The 24,870-nt window shown below is 54.4% G+C and carries 23 protein-coding genes; 11 read left to right on the top strand and 12 right to left on the bottom strand.

Features of this window, described 5'->3' with window-relative positions:
* Positions 1–41: 41 nt before the first annotated feature.
* A complete protein-coding gene (locus GW579_RS00660) occupies positions 42–1,166 on the bottom strand; it encodes a branched-chain amino acid ABC transporter substrate-binding protein (protein WP_165056953.1) in 1,125 nt (374 codons plus the stop codon).
* Between the two features lie 433 nt (positions 1,167–1,599).
* Between GW579_RS00660 and GW579_RS00655 the strand changes: the two genes are divergently transcribed.
* Positions 1,600–1,815 (top strand): YgdI/YgdR family lipoprotein, encoded by a 216-nt coding sequence (locus tag GW579_RS00655; protein WP_152325768.1) that lies wholly within the window; start codon positions 1,600–1,602, stop codon positions 1,813–1,815.
* Between the two features lie 2 nt (positions 1,816–1,817).
* Here GW579_RS00655 and GW579_RS00650 read toward each other — a convergent pair whose 3' ends face one another.
* On the bottom strand, positions 1,818–2,762 hold the full coding sequence (locus GW579_RS00650; protein WP_165056952.1) for a sugar-binding transcriptional regulator: 945 nt from the start codon (positions 2,760–2,762) through the stop codon (positions 1,818–1,820).
* Positions 2,763–2,969: 207 nt separating this feature from the next.
* Between GW579_RS00650 and dalD the strand changes: the two genes are divergently transcribed.
* The 3 genes from dalD (at position 2,970) to GW579_RS00635 (ending at position 7,228) form a co-directional block, all read left to right on the top strand.
* On the top strand, positions 2,970–4,367 hold the full coding sequence (gene dalD / locus GW579_RS00645; RefSeq protein ID WP_165056950.1) for a D-arabinitol 4-dehydrogenase: 1,398 nt from the start codon (positions 2,970–2,972) through the stop codon (positions 4,365–4,367).
* A 10-nt stretch (positions 4,368–4,377) separates the two neighbouring features.
* Positions 4,378–5,841 carry a xylulokinase gene (gene xylB / locus GW579_RS00640; protein ID WP_152325765.1) on the top strand — a complete coding sequence of 488 codons (1,464 nt, stop codon included), beginning with the start codon at positions 4,378–4,380 and terminating at the stop codon, positions 5,839–5,841.
* Positions 5,842–5,932: 91 nt separating this feature from the next.
* Complete coding sequence (locus GW579_RS00635) at positions 5,933–7,228, top strand: MFS transporter (RefSeq protein ID WP_235937297.1); 1,296 nt, start codon at positions 5,933–5,935, stop codon at positions 7,226–7,228.
* 46 nt (positions 7,229–7,274) lie between these two features.
* On the opposite strand, the gene hemB is transcribed toward GW579_RS00635, so the two are convergent.
* From hemB to GW579_RS00620, 3 genes are all read right to left on the bottom strand, one after another.
* Positions 7,275–8,249 (bottom strand): porphobilinogen synthase, encoded by a 975-nt coding sequence (gene hemB, locus GW579_RS00630; protein WP_152325764.1) that lies wholly within the window; start codon positions 8,247–8,249, stop codon positions 7,275–7,277.
* A 212-nt stretch (positions 8,250–8,461) separates the two neighbouring features.
* Positions 8,462–10,561 (bottom strand): peptidase domain-containing ABC transporter, encoded by a 2,100-nt coding sequence (locus tag GW579_RS00625; protein WP_152325763.1) that lies wholly within the window; start codon positions 10,559–10,561, stop codon positions 8,462–8,464.
* The gene (locus GW579_RS00620; RefSeq protein WP_165056947.1) at positions 10,548–11,834 is read right to left on the bottom strand and encodes an HlyD family secretion protein; all 1,287 of its coding nucleotides are present in this window, start codon (positions 11,832–11,834) and stop codon (positions 10,548–10,550) included. Before GW579_RS00620 ends, GW579_RS00625 begins: the two co-directional genes overlap by 14 nt.
* A 424-nt stretch (positions 11,835–12,258) precedes the next feature.
* Here GW579_RS00620 and GW579_RS00615 point away from each other — a divergent pair, with 424 nt between their 5' ends.
* On the top strand, positions 12,259–12,450 hold the full coding sequence (locus GW579_RS00615) for a hypothetical protein (RefSeq protein WP_015697753.1): 192 nt from the start codon (positions 12,259–12,261) through the stop codon (positions 12,448–12,450).
* Positions 12,451–12,542: 92 nt separating this feature from the next.
* On the opposite strand, the gene GW579_RS00610 is transcribed toward GW579_RS00615, so the two are convergent.
* The 6 genes from GW579_RS00610 to pspA all read right to left on the bottom strand — a co-directional run bounded on the left by GW579_RS00610 (position 12,543) and on the right by pspA (position 16,651).
* A complete protein-coding gene (locus tag GW579_RS00610; RefSeq protein ID WP_165056945.1) occupies positions 12,543–13,610 on the bottom strand; it encodes a YcjF family protein in 1,068 nt (355 codons plus the stop codon).
* Positions 13,607–15,004, bottom strand: a complete 1,398-nt coding sequence (locus tag GW579_RS00605; RefSeq protein WP_165056943.1) for a YcjX family GTP-binding protein — start codon at positions 15,002–15,004, stop codon at positions 13,607–13,609. Before GW579_RS00605 ends, GW579_RS00610 begins: the two co-directional genes overlap by 4 nt.
* Positions 14,979–15,230, bottom strand: coding sequence for a phage shock protein PspD (locus tag GW579_RS00600; protein WP_152325759.1), 252 nt, complete (start codon positions 15,228–15,230; stop codon positions 14,979–14,981). The genes GW579_RS00605 and GW579_RS00600 overlap by 26 nt, the downstream gene beginning before the upstream one ends.
* Positions 15,231–15,312: 82 nt before the next feature.
* Positions 15,313–15,672 carry an envelope stress response membrane protein PspC gene (gene pspC / locus GW579_RS00595; RefSeq protein ID WP_152325758.1) on the bottom strand — a complete coding sequence of 120 codons (360 nt, stop codon included), beginning with the start codon at positions 15,670–15,672 and terminating at the stop codon, positions 15,313–15,315.
* The gene (gene pspB, locus GW579_RS00590) at positions 15,672–15,899 is read right to left on the bottom strand and encodes an envelope stress response membrane protein PspB (protein WP_152325757.1); all 228 of its coding nucleotides are present in this window, start codon (positions 15,897–15,899) and stop codon (positions 15,672–15,674) included. Before pspB ends, pspC begins: the two co-directional genes overlap by 1 nt.
* Positions 15,900–15,979: 80 nt before the next feature.
* Complete coding sequence (gene pspA / locus GW579_RS00585) at positions 15,980–16,651, bottom strand: phage shock protein PspA (protein WP_165056941.1); 672 nt, start codon at positions 16,649–16,651, stop codon at positions 15,980–15,982.
* 233 nt (positions 16,652–16,884) lie between these two features.
* Between pspA and pspF the strand changes: the two genes are divergently transcribed.
* Entirely contained in the window at positions 16,885–17,889 is a 1,005-nt protein-coding gene (pspF, locus tag GW579_RS00580) for a phage shock protein operon transcriptional activator (RefSeq protein ID WP_165056939.1), read from the top strand.
* 226 nt (positions 17,890–18,115) lie between these two features.
* Here the strand turns inward: pspF and zigA are convergent, their stop codons facing one another.
* A complete protein-coding gene (zigA, locus tag GW579_RS00575; RefSeq protein WP_165056937.1) occupies positions 18,116–19,303 on the bottom strand; it encodes a zinc metallochaperone GTPase ZigA in 1,188 nt (395 codons plus the stop codon).
* A 221-nt stretch (positions 19,304–19,524) separates the two neighbouring features.
* On the opposite strand from zigA, the gene sapA reads away from it, so the two are divergent.
* The 5 genes from sapA to sapF are packed head-to-tail and all read left to right on the top strand — an operon-like array spanning position 19,525 to position 24,829.
* Complete coding sequence (gene sapA / locus GW579_RS00570; protein ID WP_165056935.1) at positions 19,525–21,189, top strand: ABC transporter substrate-binding protein SapA; 1,665 nt, start codon at positions 19,525–19,527, stop codon at positions 21,187–21,189.
* Positions 21,186–22,151, top strand: coding sequence for a putrescine export ABC transporter permease SapB (gene sapB, locus GW579_RS00565; protein WP_152325752.1), 966 nt, complete (start codon positions 21,186–21,188; stop codon positions 22,149–22,151). Before sapA ends, sapB begins: the two co-directional genes overlap by 4 nt.
* Positions 22,138–23,028, top strand: coding sequence for a putrescine export ABC transporter permease SapC (sapC, locus tag GW579_RS00560; protein WP_165056933.1), 891 nt, complete (start codon positions 22,138–22,140; stop codon positions 23,026–23,028). The genes sapB and sapC overlap by 14 nt, the downstream gene beginning before the upstream one ends.
* Positions 23,028–24,020, top strand: coding sequence for a putrescine export ABC transporter ATP-binding protein SapD (gene sapD, locus GW579_RS00555; RefSeq protein ID WP_152325750.1), 993 nt, complete (start codon positions 23,028–23,030; stop codon positions 24,018–24,020). The genes sapC and sapD overlap by 1 nt, the downstream gene beginning before the upstream one ends.
* A complete protein-coding gene (sapF, locus tag GW579_RS00550; protein WP_165056931.1) occupies positions 24,020–24,829 on the top strand; it encodes a putrescine export ABC transporter ATP-binding protein SapF in 810 nt (269 codons plus the stop codon). The genes sapD and sapF overlap by 1 nt, the downstream gene beginning before the upstream one ends.
* Positions 24,830–24,870 lie beyond the last annotated feature (41 nt).

Below are 24,870 nucleotides of genomic sequence, written 5' to 3'. Positions count from 1 at the left end.
GCGCGGTCTGACACGGGTTCAAAATGGCAAGTCAAACAGCTTTATTCTTTCACTTCCTGATATTTGCCTTTGTCATCCCATTTATATACGACGTAATCAGAGACTTTCAGGTCGCCTTTACTGTCCCAGGATTTTTTACCCATGACGGTATCGACGCTGTTGGCTTTCAGCCAGGCGCTGGCTTTGGCGGAATCGCTGCCGCCAGTGGCTTTGAATGCGGCAGCAATGGCCTGAACGGACGCATAGGAATAGAGGGTATAACCTTCCGGTTCAAATTTGCCGGCGCGGAATTTATCGATAACGGCTTTGCCGTCAGGGATCAGACGCGGGTCTTTACCGAAGGTCATCAGAATACCGTTGGTGTATTGCGGGCCGCCGGCTGCGGTCACCATTTCTTCGTTAACGATACAGTCGCCGGAGAAGAAGGTCGCCTGAACGCCCTGCTCACGCATCTGGCGGACTAACGGACCGGCTTCCGGATGGCAGCCGCCGAAGAACACCACATCTGGTTTCTGCGCACTGATTTTTGTCACCAGCGCGTTGAAGTCTTTTTCTCCGCGCGACAGGCCTTCATACATCACCTCTTTCACGCCACGTTTGTTGAGCGCCGCTTTGGTGGCGTCCGCCAGACCCTGACCGTAGGTATCTTTATCGTGGATGATGACCACTTTTTTGGCTTTCAGTTTATCGATGATGTAATCGCTCGCCACTAATCCTTGCTGGTCGTCACGGCCACACATGCGGAACATGTCACTCATGCCGCGTTCGGTGATTTGCGGGTTGGTGGAGCCCGGCGTGATGGCGATAATTCCGGCGTCGTTATACACCTCGGAGGCAGGCATGGTGGAGGAAGAACAGAAATGTCCGACCACGGCCTGCACTTTATCCTGATCGACTAAACGGTTAGCCACCGCCACCGCCTGTTTCGGTTCGCAGGCGTCATCGCCCTGGACCAGTTTAATTTTCTCGCCATTAATCCCGCCTGCGGCATTAATGTCTTCGGCAGCCTGCATGGCCCCGTGCCAGTACTGATCACCGTAAGTCGCATTCGGCCCGGTAAACGGACCCGCAACGCCAATCAAAATATCCGCACGCGCGGAGAAAGCGGTAACCAGACAACCGGCCAGCAACAAAGAGAGCGGACTTTTCATAAATTTCATCGACATCGTCATGATCCTTAGCACTGTGTTTGAGTAGAAACCTGAACTAAAAAGAAAATTCTGAAGCTTGATTTTGAAATTCACGGCTGACGCCAAAAGACGAAAGGTTTCCCGAGGTTTAATCAAAGGTAAGAAACATAAGCAAAATATCTGCCAGTGTTTCCAATGCTCTGAGAATGTGTCGGGTTCTGTGAGTATAGATAGCGCTCAGCCCGCGTTACGGGCAACTGACAGAAACGACGACGGGATCACACCGCACTGAGCTGGTGCTAAAAAGCGACGAAAATGAGGATAGCAAAACGGCGTGCACCAAAATGAGCCGTGATAAATCAGTCACTCCGTTCACACAATTACGCCTGGTGACATTTTTATCCTTTGCTTCTTGCGGCAGGTTGTTTTGTAATGCGGGCAGATGATTGCAACGGGAAACTACTGAACAATGAAGAAATTATCCTGCCTGATGGCTGTGGTTCTGGCGCTGACATTGACGGGTTGCGCCGGCGATTACGTGATCAATACCAAAGCCGGCGATCAGCTTTTCGCCCATGGCGAACCGGATCGCGACCGCGATACCGGTATGACCAGCTATACCGACATGAACGGCGATTATCATCTGATGAACACCAATGATATCGCGGGGATTGTGAAGAAGTAGGGTTAAACCAGCAACGCCTGCGCGCAGGACTCATCGGTGACAAGCCCGTTGATCCAGCGGCCTTCGAGGGCGGCGCGGATAGCAATCTGCTTATCTGCGCCACCGGCCAGCGCGATCACCGGTTGATCATCATGCGGATGCGGTCCGACGCTGGTGAGGCGCGAATTCAGCACACTGTCGATGCGCTGTCCGTCATGCCCCATAAAGTGCCCGAGCACTTCTCCCACGGCCCCGCTTTTCGCGAGTTTTTCCACTTCTTCCAGACTGATAAATCCGTCCTTGTGCAGCGGACACCCCGGTTCAATGGTGCCGATACCGATAAACGTCACGTTGGCCTGACTGGCCTTTTCACTGACCGTGCGGTAGATACGATGATTGCACCACATCGCGCGATCGTCTTCGCCGTCGGCAAACAGGGGTGCAGGCAGGATGAAATAGCGTCCCTGTGTTTTTTGCGCCATCAGCAGCGGCACGTCGTAACGGGTACAGGAGCCGTCCGACGCAATCGCGCCAATCAGCGAAACGCTGCTGTGCTGCGGTCTTTCTATATCCACCAGTTCGTCTATGGCCGCTTTCAGCGTTCTCCCGGAACCCACGCCGATAATCATCGGTTCATCGCTGCGGATAAACTGCGTCATTACTTGCGCTCCCGCCACCGCAATGGCGTGGCTGATGCCCGACGGCGTCATACCCTGCCCCGGCACCACCTGGCAAATATCCAGCCCGAAACGCTTTTGTAATTGCGCCGCCAGTTCCATACAGCGCCCCACGGAATGGGAAATGTGAACGCTGACCAGCCCGTTATCGATCGCGCTGGCTACCAGCCGCTGGGCGACCTGCCGCGAAACGCCTAAGGCTTCGGCGATTTCATGTTGGGTTTGCCCGGCGACGTAATACATCCACGCCGCCCGTGCAGCCAGATCCATTTTCTTGTCGTTCTTACTCATGCGCGCATTCCAGCCGGTGTTTTCAGTGGCGAGATTTTATCGTTTTTCGCCTCTTCCCGTGATCGCTAAATACATCGATCCACGAAATGTGTGAGCTAAAGCCCATTTAACGGGCAAATATTCCATTAGATTAACCGCAATCGAGCAAAAGCCCACCAAAAGGGCTTAAGCTCACATCAAATCAATAATCACTTTGTGGAGAATCTGATGAAAAATGCTCACCAACCGCAATCGTCTGTCTGGCTGCATATCGGCAGCGGCTCTTTCCACCGGGCCCATCAGGCATGGTATCTGCACCGCTTACTGGCGAAGGGAGATAACAGCTGGTCAATCGCACTGGGTAACATTCGCGAAGATGGCGTTCCGCTTCTGAACGCGTTGCAGGCGCAGGGCGGTAAATACGTGCTGGAAACTGTCACTCCGCAGGGTGAGCGTGAATATGAAACCATCACTTCCATTCAGAAAATCATTGCGTGGGATAACGAACTGGCCGCGCTGGTGGCTCAGGGGGCAGATCCGCACACCAGAGTGATTTCCTTTACCGTGACCGAAGGCGGTTATTACCTTGATAACCAGTTCAATCTCGACCAGCAAAATGCTGATATACAGGCTGATTTGCAGGGCGGATGCCGCACGATTTATGGTGCCATCGGCCATATTCTGGCGCGTCGGATTGCGCTTAAGGGTGGCGATATCACCCTGCTGAACTGCGATAATCTTCGCCATAACGGCGAACGTTTCCGTCACGGTCTGCTGCAATTTCTGGCCCTGCGCCAGCAACACGACATCAGCGACTGGGTAAAAAATCACACCCGCAGCCCGAACACGATGGTGGATCGCATTACCCCGCGTCCGTCACCGGACGTCGCCGTGCGTGTGGCTCAGGCAACCGGATTTGAAGACCGGGTGCCGGTTATGGGCGAGGCTTTCATTCAGTGGGTAATCGAGGATGATTTCATCGCGGGTCGCCCGCACCTGGAAGAGGCTGGCGTAGAAATGGTGGAGTCCGTTCTGCCGTATGAAGAAGCAAAAATCCGCATTCTCAATGCCAGCCACAGCTGCATCGCCTGGGCGGGGACGCTGACCGGTCAGCGCTTTATCGATGAAAGCACGCGTACTCCCTCCATTTGCCAGATGGCGTATGACTACGTCACGGAAGACGTGATCCCCTCCCTGACGCCAAGTCCGTTAGATCTGGCGCGCTACCGCGATGTCGTGCTCGAGCGTTTCAGTAATCCACACATTCAGGACACAAATCAGCGTGTTGCCGCCGATGGTTTCTCTAAAATTCCGGGATTCATAACCCCGACCTTGCAGGAATGTTATCAGCGCGGTCAGACGCCACGGGCCACTGCCATGCTGCCTGCGCTGTTCTTCGTTTTCATGCAGCAATGGCATCTCGGTCTTCTGCCTTACGAATATCAGGACGGTATTCTCGACGCTCCGGCGGTACATGCCCTGTTCAGCAGCGCTGATCCGGTGGCGCAATTTGCCGCCGATGAAAAGCTGTTTGCCGGACTGGCGGGCGATAAGGCCTTTACCGAACTGATGCGCCAGTCCGTTGAGCGCGTCCGTCACTGGCTGAATGACGCAAAACGCGTCTGAGGAGCACTCTATGTATCTCGGACTGGATTTAGGGACGTCGGAAATCAAAGCGGTCGTAATTGACGATCAGGGCCGGTTACTGGCCAGTGCCGGTGAGCCGCTCGAAGTCAGCCGCCCGCATCCGCATCATGCAGAACAGGATCCGCAAGAGTGGTGGCAGGCCACGCAGCGGGTGATTTCGAGCCTGCGCAGTAAGTTGCCGCAACGATGGTCAGAGGTCAGCGCCATCGGTTTATCCGGGCAAATGCACGGCGCGGTTCTTCTCAGCCGCGAAGGCCGGGTATTGCGTCCTGCCATTTTATGGAATGACACACGCAGCGCAGCGGAATGCGCACAACTCACGCAAAGCGCACCGCAACTTCATCAGGTTGCAGGAAATCTGGCTATGCCTGGTTTTACTGCCCCGAAACTCTTGTGGGTGGCGCGACATGAACCGGAGATTTTTGAACAAACGGCGACCGTCCTGCTGCCTAAAGATTATCTGCGCTGGATGATGAGCGGCGAGAAAGTCTCTGATATGTCAGACGCGGCGGGCACCCTGTGGCTCGACGTGGCGAAACGTGACTGGTCGGATAATCTGCTCGCCGCCTGCGGCCTGACGCGTGATCACATGCCGCGTCTGGCGGAAGGCAGCGATGTCAGCGCCACGTTGAAAAATGACATTGCCCGCGCCTGGGGCCTGCGCGACGACGTGGTGATCGCCGGAGGCGGCGGGGATAATGCTGCCAGCGCCGTCGGTATCGGCGCGGTCGATCCCGGCGATGCTTTTATTTCTCTCGGCACGTCCGGCGTACTTTTTGCGGTTAATGACCGCTTCCGTCCTAACCCGCAATCGGCAGTGCATGCATTCTGCCACGCCCTGCCGGACCGCTGGCACCAGATGAGCGTGATGCTCACCGCGGCCAGTGCGCTGCGCTGGTATTGCAATCTGGTGGGCAGTAACGAAACCACGCTGCTGGCAGAAATCACCCAGCTTAATCCGTCGCAACAGCGTCAGGCGCCGCTGTTCCTGCCTTATCTTTCCGGCGAACGTACGCCGCATAACGATCCTTATGCCACCGGGGCATTTCATGGCATGACGCATACCACGGACCGTGCCGCTTTGGGTTATGCCGTGCTGGAAGGCGTGGCATTCGGCATGGCCGACGGACGCGATGTGATGCAGCAGGCCGGAACGCAATTACAGCAATGCTCGCTGGTTGGCGGTGGCGCGCGCAGTGACCGCTGGGCGCAGCTGATGAGTGACGCACTGAATCTGCCGGTCGTCACCCACAGCGGCGGCGAGGCCGGTGGCGCACTGGGCGCCGCACGGCTGGGCTGGCTGGCAGCGGGCGGAGACTTTCGGGACGTGTGCCGCAAACCGCCGGTGGCGCAGCACTTTTACCCTGATGCCCAAACCCGCGACATGCTCGCTGAGCGCCTGAAAACCTGGCGTCAGCTCTATCAGCAGCAGGTCGACCTGCGTAACGCCTGAACGATGTAATAACCACCGGGGGCGCCTGAGCGCCCCGTCTCTGACCCTGACAACATAACCAGCTGCGAAATCTTTCGCAGAGGAGTCTGACATGCACGATCTACACAAACCGCGCACCCACTGGTTCGGTCTGCCGATGAATCTTTTCTGGGGCTATATCGCCATTGCGCTTTTCATGAGCGGCGACGGCTTCGAAATGGCGTTCCTCTCCAAACATATTATTGATATGGGTTTCACCGCCTCTGAATCTGCCGTGGTCTTTACGGTTTACGGTCTGGCGGCGGCGCTGGCGGCGTGGAGTTCCGGCGTGGTGGCGGAAATCATTACGCCGCAAAAAGCGATGCGCATCGGCTTTATACTCTGGGTGGTGATGCATGTGCTGTTTATGCTGTTTGGTCTGGGGATGAAAAATTATCCGCTGATGCTGCTGTTTTATGGTATCCGCGGGCTGGCCTATCCGCTGTTTATTTACTCCTTTGTAATGCTGGTTGTGCAGACCGTGCCGAAACAAAATCTCTCCTCGGCGATGGGATGGTTCTGGGCGATGTACTCCATTGGCATCGGCTGTATCGGCAGTTATCTGCCCAGTTTCACCATTCCCTTTATGGGCGAAACCGGCACGTTATGGTTTGCGATTGCGTGGGTGGTTGCTGGCGGACTCATGGCGATGATCCTGCTACGCAATGTTGGGGAACCCGGCAGTAAAGCCAGTCTGACACCGAAAGAAAAGCTCGGCGAACTGAGCCGTGCGGTGACGATTTTATTCACCAACCGCAATATTTTTATGTCATGCCTGATCCGCATTATTAATACGATCTCCCTGTTCGGTTTTGCGGTGATCATGCCAATGCTGTTTGTCGGACGGCTGGGTTTTACCATGTCGGAATGGCTGCAAATCTGGGCGGTATTCTTCTTCGTGACGATTTTTACCAACGTGATGTGGGGCGTGTTAGGGGAGAAAATTGGCTGGCTGCGGCAGGTGCGCTGGTTCGGTTGTATCGGCTGCGCGATATCCAGCCTGGCATTCTATTATCTGCCGGTCTGGGCAGGACATAACTTCTGGGTGGCGCTGATCCCCGCCGTCATGCTGGGTATCACCGTTGCGGCTTTTGTGCCGATGACCGCGGTCTTCCCGGTTCTGGAACCCAATCACAAAGGCGCGGCAATCTCGATTTATAACCTTTCCGCGGGCCTGAGTAATTTTGTTGCACCGGCCATTGCCTCGATTGTGCTGCCGTTCTTCGACATCGAAGGTGTGGTCTGGGTCTATACCGCGCTGTATCTGGTCGCCGCCGTGCTGACGGTGATGGTCAAAGTGGAGCAACCGGGACATCCTGCCAAAGTCAGAAGCGGAACCCTGCCCGCCGGTTCTGCCGCAAGGACATAAAAAAACCGGGCGAAAGCCCGGTTTTTGTTTGCAGCGGGAGCAGAAATTACAGCCCTTGCTCTGCAATATCCATCGCAAAGTACGTCAGAATAATATCTGCGCCTGCACGTTTAATCGCGCCCAGGCTTTCACGCACCACGGCGCGTTCGTCGATGGCACCGGCCTGAGCCGCGAACTTGATCATCGCGTATTCGCCGCTGACCTGGTACGCCGCCAGTGGCAGGCGGGAAGCCTCGCGGATATCGCGGATCACATCCAGATACGCGCCAGCGGGTTTCACCATCAGCGCATCCGCCCCTTCCTGCTCATCCATCAGCGACTCACGCACGGCTTCACGGCGGTTCATCGGGTTCATCTGATACTGCTTGCGGTTGCCTTTGAGCACGCTGCCGCCCGCTTCACGGAATGGCCCGTACATTGAGGATGCGAACTTGGTGGAATAGGCCATGATCGAGGTGTCAATAAATCCGGCTTCATCCAGCGCGCTGCGGATGGCCTGCACCTGACCGTCCTGTGCGGCGGATGGCGCAATGAAATCTGCACCGGCGGCAGCGGCAACCACGGCCTGTTTGCCGAGATTGATCAGCGTGGCGTCGTTATCCACGCCGTGGTCGTGCAGCACGCCGCAGTGCCCGTGTGAGGTGTATTCGCAGAAACAGGTGTCGGACATGACGATCATTTCCGGCACGGTGTCTTTACAGATGCGCGCCATACGGGCGACCAGACCGTTTTCGTTCCAGGTGTCGCTGCCGGTGGCATCCATATGATGCGAGATGCCAAACGTCATGACCGAGCGGATACCGGCGCGGGCGTAGCGTTCGATTTCAAACGCCAGGCGGGATTCAGGAATGCGCAGCACACCAGGCATGGCTTCGATCGGTACGTATTCAGAGGTCTCTTCTTCTACGAAAATCGGCAGTACCAGATCGTTGACGCTAAATTCAGTTTCCTGAAAGAGAGTGCGCAGGGATTCGGACTGTCTCAGGCGGCGAAGGCGTGAGCTCGGGAACTGATTCGACATGAAAACTCCTAAAAATTAGTCTGTTGCGCTGATATTTTTTAGAAACAGGAGCGCAGACAGTTCAGACGGCAGGAGGCAATGCAGCGCCGTCAGACGATGAAGCCCGCATTTTATAATAACTTTTAAACAAATGATGAACTTTCCGTGAGGAGATGTAACAGAGGCGGCATTATTGGAAAGGCGATCCCAATTCTGGGGATCGCCGGAACGTATTATCCCAGCTTAATTTCCCTGTCTGCTGAAGCAATCGTCGATGGCCGGTGCGCGATAAATATCCGCGTAATATCCAGTTCACTGATCGCCTGGTTGATGCGCATTTCGTTGTCCAGATCCAGATGGCTGGTGGCTTCATCGAGGAACAGGATCGCCGGACGACGGTATAACGCGCGGGCAATCAGCAAGCGCTGTTTCTGCCCGCCGGACAAGCTGCCGCCCAGTTCGCTGATCAGTGTTTCATAGCCCATCGGCATGCGTTCGATATCGTCGTGAATATTACAGCGGCGGGCACAGTCGATAATCCGCGCTTCGTCTTTCTGCTCATCAAAGCTGGCAATGTTCTCGCCGATGGAACCGGCGAACAACGTATCATCCTGTAACACACAGGCGATGCAGCTGCGGTAATTGTTCAGCCCGGCGGTGGTGATATCCATTCCGTTGATGAGAATGCGGCCTTCGGTCGGCGTCAGCAAACCGGTCATGATTTTCATCAGCGTGGTTTTGCCCTGCCCCGACGGCCCGGTGATGGCCACGCTTTCCCCCGCCGCCACCGACAGATTCAGGCCGTTAATCAGCGGTGCGGACAGGCTGTCGTACTGGAAAACCAGATCCCGCACATCCAGTGACGCTGCCTCGCCGGCCCGCAGCAATTCACGTTCCGGCAGGGATTTTTCAGTCTCCGTCAGTGCGATATCGGCGATACGGTCGCGATGCAGGGACAACATCCGCAACTGCAACATCATATTCAGCAGATTGGCCGCCCGTTCGGAAAACTGCCCGCGATAAGTGTTAAATGCGACGAACATCCCAAGCGTCATATGCCCGTCAATCACCTGCGTTGCACCGAGCCACAGCAGCGCGACCTGATCGAGCGTGGCGATCAACGTATTACCGCCGGTAAACATCATTTCAAATTTGGTTTTGCGCACCGTCGCATTGGCGTTATCAATGTTCAGATTCAGCCAGAAATTGGCGCGGGCTTTCGATAAACCGAGCGCCTTCAGCGTGCTGATGCCGTAAAGCGTTTCCATAAAGTGCGAGCCGGCACGCGCACCTTTAACGATTTGTTCTTCCGACACCTGGCGGTAGGCGTTATAGGTTGTCAGACGGAACACCACGTAAATCGCCGTAAAGCCGAGGATCACCCAAATCAGCCAGCCGCCGTACAACACCATCATCACGATCAGCCCGACCGACATAATACCGTCGATAATACTGTTGACGACGTTGGTGGTCAGTGTGGTACGCAGCGTGTCGAGCGAGGTGAAGCGTGACTGAATGTCGCCGAGTTTGCGCTTTTCAAAATAATCGAGCGGCAGTTTGAGCAGGTGGTCGAACAGCCGCGCTTTCCACTGCACGTCAATCAGCGTACTCATCACCAGCGAGGTCCAGGCGCGCAGCATACTGACGCCGGTGCGGAAAATGATGAAGAACAGCAAGCCGAGGCAAATCAGCGTCAGTAAATCCGGGTCTTTCGCCGGGATCACGTGATCCATCACCAGCTGCATGCCGACCGGCAGCAACAGATTGACCGATTCGATCATCAGCGACAGGCAGAAGATTTTGGTCAGCGCCGGAATAAGCCCGCTGACGTTGCCCATCATTTTGCGCAAATCGAGCCGTACGCGCGGTTTTTCAGAGGTAAAACCGTTATCCGGCCACAACTCCAGCGCCACGCCGGTGAAGTGTTCGGAAACCTCCCGCATGCCCAGCGAGCGACGGCCAAACGCCGGATCGTGAATAACTACCTTGCCCTGCTTCACGCCGACCAGTACCACGAAATGATTGAGATCCCAGTGCAAAATACACGGCGTTTTCAGCGCATTCAGTTCGTCAATATCGAGCTTCAGCGCGCGGGATTTCATTTCATTCGCCGTGGCGATATCCATCAGCGTGCGCAGCGTCGCCCCCCGCGATGAAATGCCGTAGTGCTGACGCAGACTCTGCAAATCAACATGTTTTCCGTGATAGCCAAACACCATCGCCAGACTGGCCAGCCCGCATTCAGCGGCTTCTGTTTGTATAATCTGCGGCACCCGGTGGCGCCAGCTAAAGTGCAGGCGGTCAGCCAGCTCCCGTACGTTATCGAGATTCATTAATTGGCCCCACCACGCTTTTCTTCATGCTGTAATACGGAGACAACATCCACTGATACAGCGGCCTTTTCTCCAGGAATAAGGTTGATTCGGCTTTCATGCCGCTGGATAAATTCAGCGTCTCGCCGTGCCAGTCCATCGCTTTTTTATCCAGTGAAACAATCACTTTGTAATAAGGTCCGCTGACCGTGCCGTTTGCCGTACGCGGCGCGCTGGCGTAGGAATTCAGTTCCTGCTCAGAAACCGGTGCAGAAGAGATCGATTCCACCTTACCGGGGAACTGACCATATTTTTCAAACGGATAGGCTTCGTAACGGATATTAATGTGCTCACCGGCTTTGACGTAAGGCACGCTTTCATTGGGCAGCCAGGCGACGAGGAAGAACGGAGAATTACTGGCAGGCACCAGCTGCGCCAGACTGTCGCCTGCATTCACCATCTGTCCGGGAGTGACGCTCAGCGAGGAGATTTTACCGGAGGTCGGCGCGGTGATCAGCAGGGAACCTTTCGCATCGGCCTGCGCCAGCTGACGCTCCAGATCGTTGCGCTGGTAGCCGTACTGCGAAATCTGATTATCAAACTCGGCGGCGCGCGTCACCAGTTCGCTGCGCAGATTGGTGATCTGCAAGGCCTCCTGAATCGCCTGAGTGTTCAGGCTCTGGAACGAGGTTTGCTGCTGGTAAAACAGGTAGCGCTGGTTATTCAGCTGGTCGGTATTGATGAGGCCTTTCTTCTGATACGCGCCGTAGTTCTGCATGCTTTTTTTCATGGCATCCAGCCCTTCCTGCGCGGAATCGACCATGCTCTGCGAAACCTGATGCGCTTTCTCATACTGCTCTAACTGCTGTTGCAGGTTTTGCAGCGTTTCCTGCTTATTGTGCTCAAGCTGAGCGACAATCGAGTCAATTTGCTCACGCTGTTTTTTGATGGCGGCGAGCGTGGTGGTACTGACATTGCCTGCCTGCGTCACGCGGCTGACGTCAATTTCATACAGCGGCTGACCCTTTTTCACCGGCTTGCCGGTATCGACATACAGTTTAGTGATCACCCCCTGTTCCGGGCTGAACAAATTAATGCTGTGCGGCTGAGTGATAATTTCACCGCTGACGTTTATACGCCGGGTGTAATTAGTGAAGATTAGGAATATCAGTAAAGAAATAAGAAAAAGAGTGGTCAGCGAGGTCACAATCCATAACGGCCAGCCAGCGAGTAATAATGTTTTACCCGTCCAGTGGTTTTGCTGATGTTCATTGACCTCTTTGCGAAAGAGCATATTTTTGGTTCCGGAAGCACAGGCTGTAAAAACAGAATCGTTGAAAGATAGCAGCCTGAAAGCCTCCTGCCACCGCGATTACTCTGAAACATCGCCCGGAGGTATTAACGCACAGAGACAGTTACGCCGTAATATTAAATAACTTTTTGTCACAGGCATTATTCACCCGGAGTTATTCGATTATTTTTTATACGTGAAATTAATAAATCAGATTTTATAAAGTATTTTTTATATATAGAAACAATGAGTTGCGTATAACATTCCACTTAGGAGATTATTCCTAGTCAAATTCCGCCGCCAGTGCTCTAGGCTTAATCTCCGTGAAGACATTGCGTAGAAATTATCTCCATAGCATTACTCAATGTTTTCATCGCCCCCGGTTTTTAAGGGGACTTGCTTTAACAGATTAAAAGGAAGGCCTAAGATGAAACAATTAACAGAACATGATATTGAAATGGTTAATGGTGCGGGTTGGTCGGAAGATGTGAATAAAGTTGCCGATCGCCTATCAAGCTTTGGTCAGGACGCGGTAAGTGACACCAGTAATGCGGTGAACAAAGCGTATTCACAAATTTCCGATGGTCTTGCTAAAGCACAGAACTATCTGACGACCTAGTTTTCAGTCTTTAAAGGTTATTCAGAGTAATACAAGCCCCGCTCACGCGGGGCTTTTTTATATCAGCAGGAAATCTTTATATCCACGGACAATCAAACGCCCGCTTTGGTTTTATCGCTCTTCACCATGCTGTTTTTCAGCTTGCCGATAAGTTCTTTGCGAAAATCACCCAGTTTGGGTTTATCGCCTTCAAGCCACGGCAGCGGACGGCAGAGCTCCATGGTTTTGATACCCAGACGTGCAGTGAGCAATCCGGCACCGATGCCCTGTGCAGCACGGGCAGAAAGCCGCGCCGCCAGATCCTGCGACATCCAGTCCATCCCCACTTCGCGTACCAGTTCGGACGCACCGGCAAAAGCCATATTCAGCAGCACCAGACGGAACAGGCGAATGCGGCTGTAAAAGCCAAGCTCAATGCCATAAAGCACGGCGATGCGGTTGACCAGACGCAGGTTGCGCCAGGCGATAAAGGCCATATCGACCAGCGCCAGCGGGCTGACGGCAATCATCAGCGCAGATTCGGCCGCCGAATGGCTGATTTCGCGACGCGCCTGTGCGTCGAGTACCGGCTGAACCAGACGGGCATAAAGCTCGACCACTTCGCGGTCATTTTGCGTTTCGTGCAGTGACGCCTGCCAGCGTTGCAGCGCCGGATGGCTGTTATCGAGCCCGGCTTGTGCCGCCAGTTTTTCGCAAAACGCCCGCCCCTTTCCTGTTCCGTGGCTGTGCATCAATTCACGCGCCTCATCGCGCTCATCGGCACGCTGACGCAGACGATACAGGCGACGCCATTCAGTCGCCACGGATCCAACACCGGCGACGATAATCAGGCCGCCCGCCGTGCAGGCACCGAGCGCCACCCAATCCTGCTGAACCCACGCCTGATGCACCCATTGCACGCCCTGCGCGACCACGCTGATGCCCAGCACCGCAACGCCAAGACGTACAATTTTGCCCCAAAAACTGCGGCGCGGTTTGAGCGCATGGCTGAGTACGGCTTCGGCTTCGCCCTCTTCCTGCTGTTCGTCGGTTTCGACGGTCACCGGAGTAAAGCGTTCTGAAATCATTTCGTCAAAGGTCAGCGCCGGTCTGATCACCGGATCCGCAGGCGCTTTTAATTCCGTTTCAAAATCGATACGCGGTTTTATCGGTTCGCTCATCGCATTTTATCTCCCAGTAAAAACTCCATTACCGCATCCAGACGGATGTGCGGCAACGGCGTGTCCACGCTCATTTCGCGCGGACGAAACTCGTCAAAATGAAACCCCTGTTTTTGCCAGAACGCCGCGCCCGGCAAACGCGCAGGCACTTCGCCGGGGAACACCGTCAGCGGCGCGCCATCCTGCAAGCGTTGGCCTTTCAGCGCTGGCAAACTTTGCCCCTGATATTCCACCCTGCCGGTTTCTGTCGCCTGAACGGAGGCCAGCCCGGCGCAATCCATGCTGATGCCTTCGAAGGCCGCATTTTGCCAGGCTTCCTGCACCAGTTGCTGCAACAGCGACACCAGGTTCGCATGCTGATCGCCGGTAATGTGGTCGGCTTTGGTGGCCGCAAACATCAGTTTGTCGATGCACGGATTAAACAGGCGGCGGAACAGCGTACGTTTGCCGTAGTGAAAACTTTGCATCAGTTGCGTCAGTGCGAGGCGCATATCGTTGAACGCCTGCGGCCCGCTGTTAAGCGGTTGCAGGCAATCCACCAGCACGATCTGACGGTCAAATTTCACAAAGTGATCTTTATAAAAACCTTTCACGATGTTCTGGCAGTAATAATCAAACCGCGCGCGCAGCATGCCGAGATTGCTATTTTTATCCGCCTGCACCAGCTGTGCGTCGCTGTACTGATGCATTTCCGGCCACGGGAAAAACTGCAATGCGGGCGCGCCGGCTAAATCCCCCGGCAAAACAAAACGCCCCGGCTGGATAAAGTGCAAGCCTTCGGTTTTGCAGCGGATCAGGTAATCGGTATACGCCTGCGCAATCGCGCCCAGCAGATTTTCATCGGCAGGTGCCAGCGGGTCGCATTGCTGGCACAGTTCGAGCCACGGCTTCGCCCACTGTGCGCGATCACCCTGCAACAGCCCCGCCATCTGGCGTGACCAGTCGAGATAATTTTGCTCCAGCATCGGCAAATCCAGCAGCCATTCGCCCGGATAATCGACAATTTCCAGATACAGCGTCGAGGTGTCTTTGAAGTGGCGAAGCAGGGAATCGTTGGAGCGATAACGCAGCGCCAGCCGGATTTCGCTGACGCCACGGGTCGGCGTTGGCCACGCAGGCGGCGTACCGTAAAGTGCTGCCAGCCCTTGGTCATAAGCAAAGCGCGACACACCCAGATCCCGCTGCGGGACGCGTTTCACGCCAAGCAGCCGCTCCTCGCGGGCAGCCGAAAACAGCGGTAAACGTGCGCCGCTGTGCATATGTAAAAGCTGGTTAACGAAGGCGGTAATGAAAGCGGTTTTACCGCTGCGGCTTAATCCGGTAACAGCCAGCCGCAGATGCCTGTCCATGCCGCGATTGATCAGTGAATTAAAGTCGTTTTGTAGTCTTTTCATTGCTCTCCCTGGCGTAGCGCCCAAACAGCGCGGTAAGAATACGTTTAAATAACGGTTCTAATAATAGTGCTAAAACATACCGGAGTGGCCCTTTTCCCACCACGCCCAGCACACGCGCTGCCAGTCCGGCAGGACCGAACGTCAGCGCCAGCGTAATGATAACGCTGAAAATTTTTGAAAACAGGCTGCGCTTACCCGGCAGCGAGGAATTCAGGTAACGGGTCATAAAGATTCCTTAAGCGGGACGTGAGAGGGAAAAAGCAGCCGGAACAATGTCCGGCAGCAGAGGTAAAGCGGTGAAGAGAAAATTAGAGCTGACGGAACCGGCTGCGTACGCCGAAGGTTTCCGAGGTCACGTAACGCTCGACCTGACGCAAACGCTGTTCGCTGGCTTTCAGTTCGCGGTCAGCTTCTTCCAGCAGGTTACGCGGAGAAGGCGCGTTCTCGCCTTCAAATTCACTGGCAGGCATCGGATCCAACACATAGCTGAGGATCACGTACGCCACAAAAGTGAACATGAATAAGCCGAAAAACACGGACAACACCGCCATAATCCTCAGCAGTTTTACCGGTACGCCCAGATAGTGCGCCAGCCCGGCCAGAACGCCTTTTATCACGCCCTCTTCCGGCACGCGGTAGAGTTTTCGTTCAGACATTCGGTTCGCCATTATGAATTCCTCCAGCCGGGATGTTCGGCATCGAGAATTTCTTCCAGCGCCTGAATACGTTCGCGCATGCGCTGCGCTTCATGCGTCAGGCTGGTGAGATTTTGTATCTCATGCTGACTGAGCTGACTGCCATTTTGCTGGCGATTGCTGTAGTGAAGCCACAACCAGACGGGCGCCACAAATAAAACAAAAATAGTCAGCGGAATTGCTAAAAACAGGAAGCTCATTATTTATCCTTAATTCTGATGAGTCTTATGGGTGCAGGAACTCCGCAACCTGCCTGCGGACAGGCAGGTTTACCGGAAAATTACGCGTCCTGATTACCGTTCATTTTGGCTTTCAGGGCAGCAATTTGCGCGCTGATTTCATCGTCGGCTTTCAGCTCAGCAAACTGCTGATCCAGCGATTTCTTTTTGCCAATACTGACGCTTTCCGCTTCTGCTTCCATATGATCAATGCGGCGTTCGAACTGCTCAAAACGCGCCATCGCTTCATCAATTTTACCGCTGTCGAGCTGACGACGAACGTCACGCGAAGAGGCTGCCGCCTGGTGACGTAATGTCAGCGCCTGCTGGCGGGCACGGGTTTCAGTCAGTTTGCTTTCCAGTTCACCAATTTCGGACTTCATGCGATCCAGCGTTTCTTCTACGACAGTCATTTCGTTCTTCAGCGTCGCCACCAGCTCGGTCAATTTCTGTTTCTCAATCAGCGCAGCACGCGCCAGATCGTCTTTATCTTTACGCAGGGCCAGTTCGGCTTTGTCCTGCCATTCAATCTGCTGGGATTCACCCTGATCAATGCGGCGGATCAGCTGTTTCTTTTCTGCCAGCGCACGGGCAGAGGTTGAACGCAGTTCCACCAGCGTGTCTTCCATTTCCTGAATCATCAGACGAACAAGTTTTTGCGGATCTTCTGCTTTATCCAGCAAGGTGTTGATGTTGGCGTTAATGATGTCAGCGAAGCGAGAAAAAATACCCATAATCGAAATTCCTCTTTGTTTCTGTTTGGTTTCCGGCCAAATGATTACCGGTCAAATCCGCAGGAAAATTTTCAACTGCGGCGATAAACCTATATCAGGATCCGTGCCAACTTTTTAAAATCATTATCTGCATGAATAAATTGAATTTTTTATCTTCGTCTCTGCTATGCTTATTTTTCGAGATGAGTAATTTCACTAAGAGTTAGTGTGTTTCACCACACAAGGAATGCCAAATGACGGATAACACAGACAATTTGCTCGGCGAAGCCAACGCCTTTATTGAGGTGCTGGAACAGGTTTCGCAGCTGGCGAAACTGAATAAGCCGGTTCTGGTCACCGGTGAACGCGGCAGTGGTAAAGAGCTGATTGCGCACCGTCTGCATTATCTGTCGCCGCGCTGGCAGGGGCCGTTCATTTCGCTCAACTGTGCGGCGCTCAATGAAAACCTGCTGGATTCCGAACTGTTTGGCCATGAAGCGGGCGCGTTTACCGGCGCGCAGAAACGTCATCTCGGACGCTTTGAACGCGCGGACGGCGGAACGTTGTTTCTCGATGAACTGGCGACCGCGCCAATGCTGGTGCAGGAAAAATTATTACGCGTGATCGAATACGGACATCTGGAACGCGTCGGCGGCAGCCAGCCGTTACAGGTCGATGTGCGGCTGGTATGTGCGACGAATGATGATCTTCCGGCACTGGCCGCCGCCGGAAAATTCCGCGCGGATTTGCTTGACCGCCTGGCGTTTGACGTCGTTCAGCTTCCGCCGCTGCGTGAGCGCCAGCAGGACATCATGTTGCTGGCTGAGCATTTTGCCATCCAGATGTGCCGCGAACTTTCTCTGCCGCTGTTCCCCGGTTTTACCGAACATGCCCGCGAAACGCTGATGCGCTATCGCTGGCCGGGCAATATCCGCGAACTGAAAAACGTCGTGGAGCGTTCGATGTACCGGCACGGCACCAGCGATTTTCCGCTGGATAACATTATTCTGAATCCGTTTGCTCAGCGGGCAGCGTATTCCGCACCGGAGGAACCGCGTGAGAGTATTTCGTTACCAGCATTGCCGCTGGATTTAAAACAGTGGGTCACCGGTCAGGAAAAAAATCTGATTGAACAGGCGTTGCGGCAGGCGCGTTTCAACCAGCGCAAGGCCGCTGAGCTGCTTAACGTGACGTATCATCAGTTACGCGGAATGTTGAAAAAGCACGGGATACAGGTGAATACGCAGGAAAGTGACTGAATAACAGGCAAAAAAAAAGCCAGCACCCGAGCTGGCTAAGTAATACTGGAAGCAATGTGAGCAATGTCGTACCTCGCGATTAACGCCCCTGGCGGGACACCTCTCGTCCGGTGAAAAGAATGATAATGGTTCTCAGTATCGTCTGTAAAGTGTTTTGTTGAGAATATTTCTCATTACCACACTGTTTTTACGGCTACTTTTTGAACAACCTTATCGTCATTACGGACTACCATTCCGGGAAAGGATCGGCCATCGCGATCCAGCTGTCGATCCCTTCGGCCATTTGTTGCTCGCTCAGCAGACATGCATCCAGCCGGTGAATAATCTCTTCTTTATCCAGATGCTGGCCGATGAATACCAACTCCTGACGCATATCGCCAAACGGCTCAACCCACTTTTCCATGATTTGCTGGCGGGTTTCTTCATCCTGCGGCCAGTCATTTTCGGGCAATGCGCGCCAGAAAATCCCCGCCATGCCATAACGCGCGATCCCGCCCGCCTGGCTCCACTGCCCGGCGAAACGCGGACGCGTCGCCAGCCAGAAAAAACCTTTCGACCGCAGCAGGGTCCCGCCGCCCCAGTCGCCGTGTACCACGCGATAAAATTTATCCGGATCAAACGGCCGGCGCGCGGTGTACACAAAACTGCTGATGCCGTATTCCTCGGTTTCCGGCGTATGTTCACCACGCAGTTCCTTCAGCCAGCCCGGAGCCTGCTGCGCTTTGGCAAAATCAAAAAGACCGGTATTGAGCACATTTTCCAGCGGCAAACTGCCCGGTGATATAGGGATGATTTGCGCTTCCGGGTTCAGGCTTTTCAGTAACGCAATCACTTCACGCTGTTGCCGGCTGTCGAGCAGATCCGTTTTGCTTACCAGTAAGACGTTACAAAATTCAATCTGGTCAATCAGGAGATCAGTCACGCTGCGCGCGTCGTCCTCGCCCAGACTTTCACCCGCCTCCTGAACGCTGCGGGCTTCCTGATATTGCTGCATAAAATTGACGCCATCCACGACGGTGACCAGCGTATCCAGCCGCGCAAATTGTGAAAGGCTTTCGCCGTTTTCATCTTCAAACGTAAAGGTTTCCGCCACCGGCAGCGGCTCTGAGATCCCGCTCGATTCAATCAGCAGATAATCAAACCGCCCCGCCTGCGCCAGTTCGCGCACGGAGATCAGTAAATCTTCCCGCAACGTGCAGCAGATGCAGCCGTTGCTCATTTCCACCAGTTTTTCCTGCTGGCGGTCGAGCGTAATTTCGTTAGCGACCAGTGCCGCATCAATATTTACTTCACTCATATCATTGACGATCACCGCTACGCGCATGCCCTCACGGTTGTTCAGAATGTGGTTCAGCACGGTAGTTTTCCCCGCGCCCAGAAAGCCGGAAAGCACGGTGACGGGCAGTAAAGACATAGTTAACCTCGAATCAGAAGACCGCGCAGGCAAAATACTTCGCCTGCGATTATTGTTATAATATAACATAACAATGTCAGCGCGATTTCAAGGGTTTTCTGGAAGAACGGATAAAATCTGCGCGAAGTGCCGCAGGATTTCACCCTGTTTTGTGCAATGGATTGGGGTACCTCGCAGAGTACGGTACACTTGAGACATTGCACCTTAACTTTGAAGCCTTTATGCGTCGTCTAACTTTGTGGATGCTTTTACTGAGCAGTTTGTCCGCAGCAGTTTTTGCTGAGACTGCTCCAACACATGCCAGCCCGACGGTGGCCAGCGCGCCAGTCAAAGATATTCGCCAGAGCGGCTTTGTCTATTGCGTCAACGGCATGGTCAATACCTTCAATCCGCAAAAAGCCAGCAGCGGGCTGATTATTGATACGCTCGCTGCACAGCTTTACGACCGTCTGCTGGACGTTGACCCGTATACCTATCGCCTGATCCCTGAACTGGCGCAAAGCTGGGAAGTGCTCGACGACGGCGCAACCTACCGTTTCCATCTGCGCAAAGATGTACCTTTTCAGAAAACCAGCGGATTTGTACCTTCACGTAAAATGAACGCCGATGACGTGGTGTTCAGCTTCCAGCGCATCATTGATCCGAATAATCATTTCCACGGCGTTAACGGCGAAGAGTATCCGTATTTCGACAGTTTGCAGTTTGCCAAAACGGTGAAAAGCATCAAAAAGCTCGATGACTACACAGTCGAGTTTCGCCTGAACAATCCCGATGCCTCTTTCCTCTGGCATCTGGCGACCCATTACGCACCGGTACTTTCCGCTGAATATGCGGCCAGTCTGACGAAATCAGGCAATGAAGAAGAAATAGACCGTCAGCCTGTCGGCACCGGCCCGTTCCAGTTGGGCGAATACCGCACCGGCCAGTACGTGCGTCTTGAACGCAACGGACAATACTGGAAAGGCACGCCGCGCATGGCGCAGGTGGTGATCGACATGGGCGTCGGCGGTACCGGACGTTTGTCTAAATTGCTCACTGGTGAGTGTGATGTTCTGGCGTATCCGGCGGCCAGCCAGCTGTCGATTTTGCGTGAAGATCCGCGTCTGCGCCTTTCCCTGCGTCCGGGAATGAACGTCGCCTATCTGGCGTTTAATACCAATAAAGCGCCGCTCAACGATCCACGTATCCGTCGGGCCGTTGCGCTTTCTATTAATAACCAGCGTCTGATGCAGTCAATTTATTACGGCACGGCAGAAACAGCGGCGTCAATCTTGCCGCGCGCCTCGTGGGCGTATGACAGCAATGCGCAGGTGACGGAATACAATCCGGCTAAAGCCAGGCAAATCCTCAAAGATCTCGGACAGGAAAAACTGAATCTGCATCTGTGGGTACCGACGGCGTCGCAGTCGTTTAACCCGAGCCCGCTGAAAACCGCTGAACTTATTCAGGCGGATTTAGCACAGGTTGGGATTAAAGTGACGATTGTGCCGGTTGAAGGCCGTTTCCAGGAAGCCAAGCTGATGGAGATGAACCATGACCTGACGCTGACCGGCTGGTCGACGGACAGTAATGACCCGGACAGTTTCTTCCGCCCGATGCTCAGTTGTGCAGCGATTCATTCGCAGACAAACTATGCTCACTGGTGTGATCCGGCGTTTGATGAATTGCTGCGTCAGGGCCTGTTGTCGCAGCAGCTTTCGCAGCGTATTGAGTTTTATCAGCAAGCACAGAAAATCCTCGAGCAGGAATTACCCGTGCTGCCGCTGGCTTCCTCGCTGCGTCTTCAGGCTTACCGTTACGACATCAAAGGGCTGGTTCTGAGTCCGTTCGGCAACTCTTCATTCGCAGGCGTCTTCCGTGATGACGAAGGAAGGAAAGCACCATGATTATCTTCACGTTACGCCGCATTTTGTTGCTGCTGGTCACGCTGTTTTTCCTCAGTCTGGTAGCGTTCAGCCTGAGCTATTTCACGCCGAATGCGCCGCTGCGCGGTGCGTCTTTGTGGGATGCCTATCGCTTTTATTTCATGGGGCTGTGCCAGTTTGATTTTGGCGTATCGAGCATCAACGGCGAAAGCATTACTTATCAGCTGAAAGCGGTCTTCCCGGCCACCATGGAACTGTGCGTTCTGGCCTTTGCGCTTGCGCTGTTCGTCGGGATCCCTCTGGGGATTCTGGCGGGCGTAATGCGCGGGAAATGGCCGGATGTGGCGATCAGCAGCCTGGCGCTACTCGGTTTCTCGATCCCTGTTTTCTGGCTGGCCGTTCTGCTGATGTTGTTCTTCTCTTTACAGCTCGGCTGGCTACCGGTTTCTGGTCGTCTTGATTTGCTGTATCAGTTGAAAACCGTGACCGGCCTTACGCTGGTCGATGCCTGGCTTTCACATTCGCCGTATCGCCACGAGATGATTATCAGCGCCATCCGCCATATGATTTTGCCGATTGCCGCGCTGGCCGTTGCGCCGACCACTGAAGTGATCCGCCTGATGCGGATTTCGACTGATGACGTCCTGGCGAAAAACTACGTGAAAGCCGCTGCAACCCGCGGGCTGTCGCGCTTTACCATTATCCGTCGTCATGTTTTACACAATGCGCTGCCGCCGATTATCCCAAAACTGGGTCTGCAATTTTCCACCATGCTGACGCTGGCGATGATTACGGAAGTGGTCTTTAACTGGCCGGGCATTGGCCGCTGGCTGATAAACGCGATCCGCCAGCAAGATTATGCCGCGATTTCCGCCGGTGTGATGGTGGTAGGCTCACTGGTGATAGTCGTCAACGTGCTTTCAGACATTCTCGGTGCCCTGATGAACCCATTGAAACATAAGGAATGGTATGCCCTTCGATAATGTATACCGTGAAAAACAGGTTCCCAGCCCGCTGCGTCATACGTGGGGAATTTTCTATCGCGATACGCTGTCGATGATCGGCTTCTACGGTGTGCTTGGGCTGCTGTTCCTGTGTGTTTTCGGGCATCTGCTGGCGCCGTATGCACTTGATCAGCAATTCCTCGGTTACCAGTTGCTGCCGCCGTCGTGGTCGCGCTACGGGAACGTTTCATTCTTCCTTGGTACCGACGATTTAGGCCGCGATTTACTCAGCCGGATGTTAACCGGCGCGGCACCGACCATCGGCGGTGCGCTGGTGATTACCCTCGCGGCGTCACTGTGCGGCGTGATTATCGGCGTGCTGGCGGGCATCACGCGCGGGCTGAAATCAGCGATCCTCAACCATATTCTCGATACGCTGCTGTCCATCCCTTCCCTGCTTCTGGCGATTGTGGTCGTGGCCTTTATCGGCCCGAAACTTGAACACGCTATGCTGGCAGTCTGGTTGGCGCTTTTGCCGCGTATTTCCCGTACGATTTACAGCGCCGTGCATGACGAACTGGAAAAAGAGTACGTGGTGGCCGTGCGTCTGGACGGTGCATCGACCTGGCAAATCCTGCGTTACGCGGTGCTGCCAAACATTGTGGCCGTACTGGCAACGGAATTTACCCGCGCGCTGTCGATGGCCATTCTGGATATTGCCGCATTAGGTTTTCTGGATTTAGGGGCGCAGCTTCCCTCACCAGAATGGGGAGCGATGCTCGGCGATTCGCTGGAGCTGGTTTATGTCGCGCCCTGGACAGTGATGCTGCCGGGTGCAGCAATCCTTATCAGCGTGCTGCTGATCAACCTGCTGGGTGATGGTGTGCGCCGGGCGATTAATGCAGGGGTGGAATAATGCCGTTACTTGATATCCGTAACCTGACAATCGAATTTATGACCGCCGAAGGCCCGGTAAAAGCCGTCGATCGCGTGAGCATTACGCTTAATGCCGGCGAAGTTCGCGGGCTGGTGGGCGAATCCGGTTCAGGCAAAAGCCTGATTGCCAAAGCCATCTGCGGCGTCACCAAAGACAACTGGCGCGTTACCGCTGACCGGATGCGTTTTGATGATATTGATCTGCTGACGCTGTCCCCGCGCGAACGACGCAAGCTGGTCGGGCAGAACGTGTCGATGATTTTTCAGGAACCGCAGTCCTGTCTGGATCCCTCCGAAAACATTGGCCGCCAGCTGATTCAGGCCATTCCCGGCTGGACGTATAAAGGCCGCTGGTATCAGCGCTGGAAATGGCGGAAAAAACGCGCCATTGAGCTGCTGCACCGCGTCGGGATTAAAGATCATAAAGACATTATGGCCAGCTATCCGTATGAGCTGACCGAAGGCGAATGTCAGAAAGTAATGATTGCCATCGCGCTGGCCAATCAGCCGCGTTTGCTGATTGCGGATGAACCGACCAACGCCATGGAGCCGACCACACAGGCGCAGATTTTCCGCCTGCTGGCGCGGCTTAATCAGAACAATAACACGACCATTTTGCTCATCAGCCACGACCTGCAAATGATGAGCAAATGGGCCAACCGCATTAACGTGCTGTATTGCGGACAAACCGTCGAAAGTGCGGTGTGCGAAGACTTGCTGGCTGCGCCGCATCATCCTTACACGCAGGCGCTGATCCGCGCGATGCCGGACTTTGGCCGTTCGCTGCCGCATAAAAGCCGTCTGAATACGCTGCCGGGTGCCATTCCTTCGCTGGAGCATTTGCCGATTGGCTGTCGTCTGGGGCCACGCTGCCCTTATGCGCAGAAAAAATGCATTGAAACGCCGCGCCTTCGTCTGGCAAAAACGCACGCATTTGCCTGCCACTTTCCGCTGAATATGGAGGAGCAATAATGGGCGAGACCTTGCTTGAAGTCCGCAACCTGAGCAAAACGTTCCGTTATCGCACCGGCCTGTTCCGCAAGATGGATCTCGATGCCGTGAAGCCTGTCAGCTTTACGTTGCGTGAAAAACAGACGCTGGCGATTATTGGTGAGAACGGTTCAGGGAAATCCACGCTGGCGAAGATGCTGTCGGGCATGGTTGAACCGAGCGGCGGTGAAATCCTGATTGATGAACATCCGCTGGAATTTCGGGATTACCGGTTCCGCAGCCAGCAAATTCGCATGATTTTTCAGGATCCGAGTACGTCGCTGAACCCGCGTCAGCGCATCGGACAGTTGCTTGAAGCACCGCTGCGCCTTAACAGCGAGATGGATGCCCAGCAGCGCGAACAGCGTATCAACCAGACTTTACGGCTGGTGGGTATGTTGCCGGACCACGCGTTTTATTACCCGCATATGCTGGCCTCCGGGCAAAAGCAGCGTGTCGCACTGGCGCGTGCTTTAATCCTGCGACCGAAAGTGATTGTTGCCGATGAAGCGCTGGCGTCGCTAGATATGTCTATGCGCTCGCAAATCATCAACATGATGCTCGAATTGCAGGAAAAGCAGGGTATTTCCTACATTTACGTGACGCAACATTTGGGCATGATGAAACACATCAGCGATCAGGTGCTGGTGATGCACGAAGGCGAAGTGGTTGAGCGGGGAAACACGGCGGAAGTGCTCGCCGCACCGCTTCATGATCTCACCAAACGGCTCATCTCCAGCCATTTTGGCGAGGCATTAACTGCCGATGCCTGGCGTCGCGACGGGAACTGACACAGACGATCCCTTACGCCTTTCTGGCACTAAAACCGGCA

Source organism: Rahnella contaminans (genome assembly GCF_011065485.1).
Taxonomy (GTDB): domain Bacteria; phylum Pseudomonadota; class Gammaproteobacteria; order Enterobacterales; family Enterobacteriaceae; genus Rahnella; species Rahnella contaminans.
Note: the sequence above shows the minus strand (reverse complement) of the source record. Positions and strands in the feature narration are given on the sequence as shown.

What these genes read in the sequence shown, in the direction of transcription:
- sapC (WP_165056933.1), top strand. Translation starts at nt 22,138, where the DNA reads ATGCCCTTCGATAATGTATACCGTGAAAAACAGGTTCCCAGCCCGCTG.
- pspA (WP_165056941.1), bottom strand. Translation starts at nt 16,651, where the DNA reads ATGGGTATTTTTTCTCGCTTCGCTGACATCATTAACGCCAACATCAAC.
- hemB (WP_152325764.1), bottom strand. Translation starts at nt 8,249, where the DNA reads ATGTCGAATCAGTTCCCGAGCTCACGCCTTCGCCGCCTGAGACAGTCC.
- GW579_RS00615 (WP_015697753.1), top strand. Translation starts at nt 12,259, where the DNA reads ATGAAACAATTAACAGAACATGATATTGAAATGGTTAATGGTGCGGGT.
- GW579_RS00635 (WP_235937297.1), top strand. Translation starts at nt 5,933, where the DNA reads ATGCACGATCTACACAAACCGCGCACCCACTGGTTCGGTCTGCCGATG.
- pspF (WP_165056939.1), top strand. Translation starts at nt 16,885, where the DNA reads ATGACGGATAACACAGACAATTTGCTCGGCGAAGCCAACGCCTTTATT.
- sapB (WP_152325752.1), top strand. Translation starts at nt 21,186, where the DNA reads ATGATTATCTTCACGTTACGCCGCATTTTGTTGCTGCTGGTCACGCTG.
- GW579_RS00625 (WP_152325763.1), bottom strand. Translation starts at nt 10,561, where the DNA reads ATGAATCTCGATAACGTACGGGAGCTGGCTGACCGCCTGCACTTTAGC.
- GW579_RS00600 (WP_152325759.1), bottom strand. Translation starts at nt 15,230, where the DNA reads ATGACCCGTTACCTGAATTCCTCGCTGCCGGGTAAGCGCAGCCTGTTT.
- dalD (WP_165056950.1), top strand. Translation starts at nt 2,970, where the DNA reads ATGAAAAATGCTCACCAACCGCAATCGTCTGTCTGGCTGCATATCGGC.
- GW579_RS00655 (WP_152325768.1), top strand. Translation starts at nt 1,600, where the DNA reads ATGAAGAAATTATCCTGCCTGATGGCTGTGGTTCTGGCGCTGACATTG.
- zigA (WP_165056937.1), bottom strand. Translation starts at nt 19,303, where the DNA reads ATGTCTTTACTGCCCGTCACCGTGCTTTCCGGCTTTCTGGGCGCGGGG.
- xylB (WP_152325765.1), top strand. Translation starts at nt 4,378, where the DNA reads ATGTATCTCGGACTGGATTTAGGGACGTCGGAAATCAAAGCGGTCGTA.
- GW579_RS00605 (WP_165056943.1), bottom strand. Translation starts at nt 15,004, where the DNA reads ATGAAAAGACTACAAAACGACTTTAATTCACTGATCAATCGCGGCATG.
- sapA (WP_165056935.1), top strand. Translation starts at nt 19,525, where the DNA reads ATGCGTCGTCTAACTTTGTGGATGCTTTTACTGAGCAGTTTGTCCGCA.
- pspB (WP_152325757.1), bottom strand. Translation starts at nt 15,899, where the DNA reads ATGAGCTTCCTGTTTTTAGCAATTCCGCTGACTATTTTTGTTTTATTT.
- pspC (WP_152325758.1), bottom strand. Translation starts at nt 15,672, where the DNA reads ATGGCGAACCGAATGTCTGAACGAAAACTCTACCGCGTGCCGGAAGAG.
- GW579_RS00660 (WP_165056953.1), bottom strand. Translation starts at nt 1,166, where the DNA reads ATGTCGATGAAATTTATGAAAAGTCCGCTCTCTTTGTTGCTGGCCGGT.
- sapF (WP_165056931.1), top strand. Translation starts at nt 24,020, where the DNA reads ATGGGCGAGACCTTGCTTGAAGTCCGCAACCTGAGCAAAACGTTCCGT.
- GW579_RS00650 (WP_165056952.1), bottom strand. Translation starts at nt 2,762, where the DNA reads ATGAGTAAGAACGACAAGAAAATGGATCTGGCTGCACGGGCGGCGTGG.
- GW579_RS00610 (WP_165056945.1), bottom strand. Translation starts at nt 13,610, where the DNA reads ATGAGCGAACCGATAAAACCGCGTATCGATTTTGAAACGGAATTAAAA.
- GW579_RS00620 (WP_165056947.1), bottom strand. Translation starts at nt 11,834, where the DNA reads ATGCTCTTTCGCAAAGAGGTCAATGAACATCAGCAAAACCACTGGACG.
- sapD (WP_152325750.1), top strand. Translation starts at nt 23,028, where the DNA reads ATGCCGTTACTTGATATCCGTAACCTGACAATCGAATTTATGACCGCC.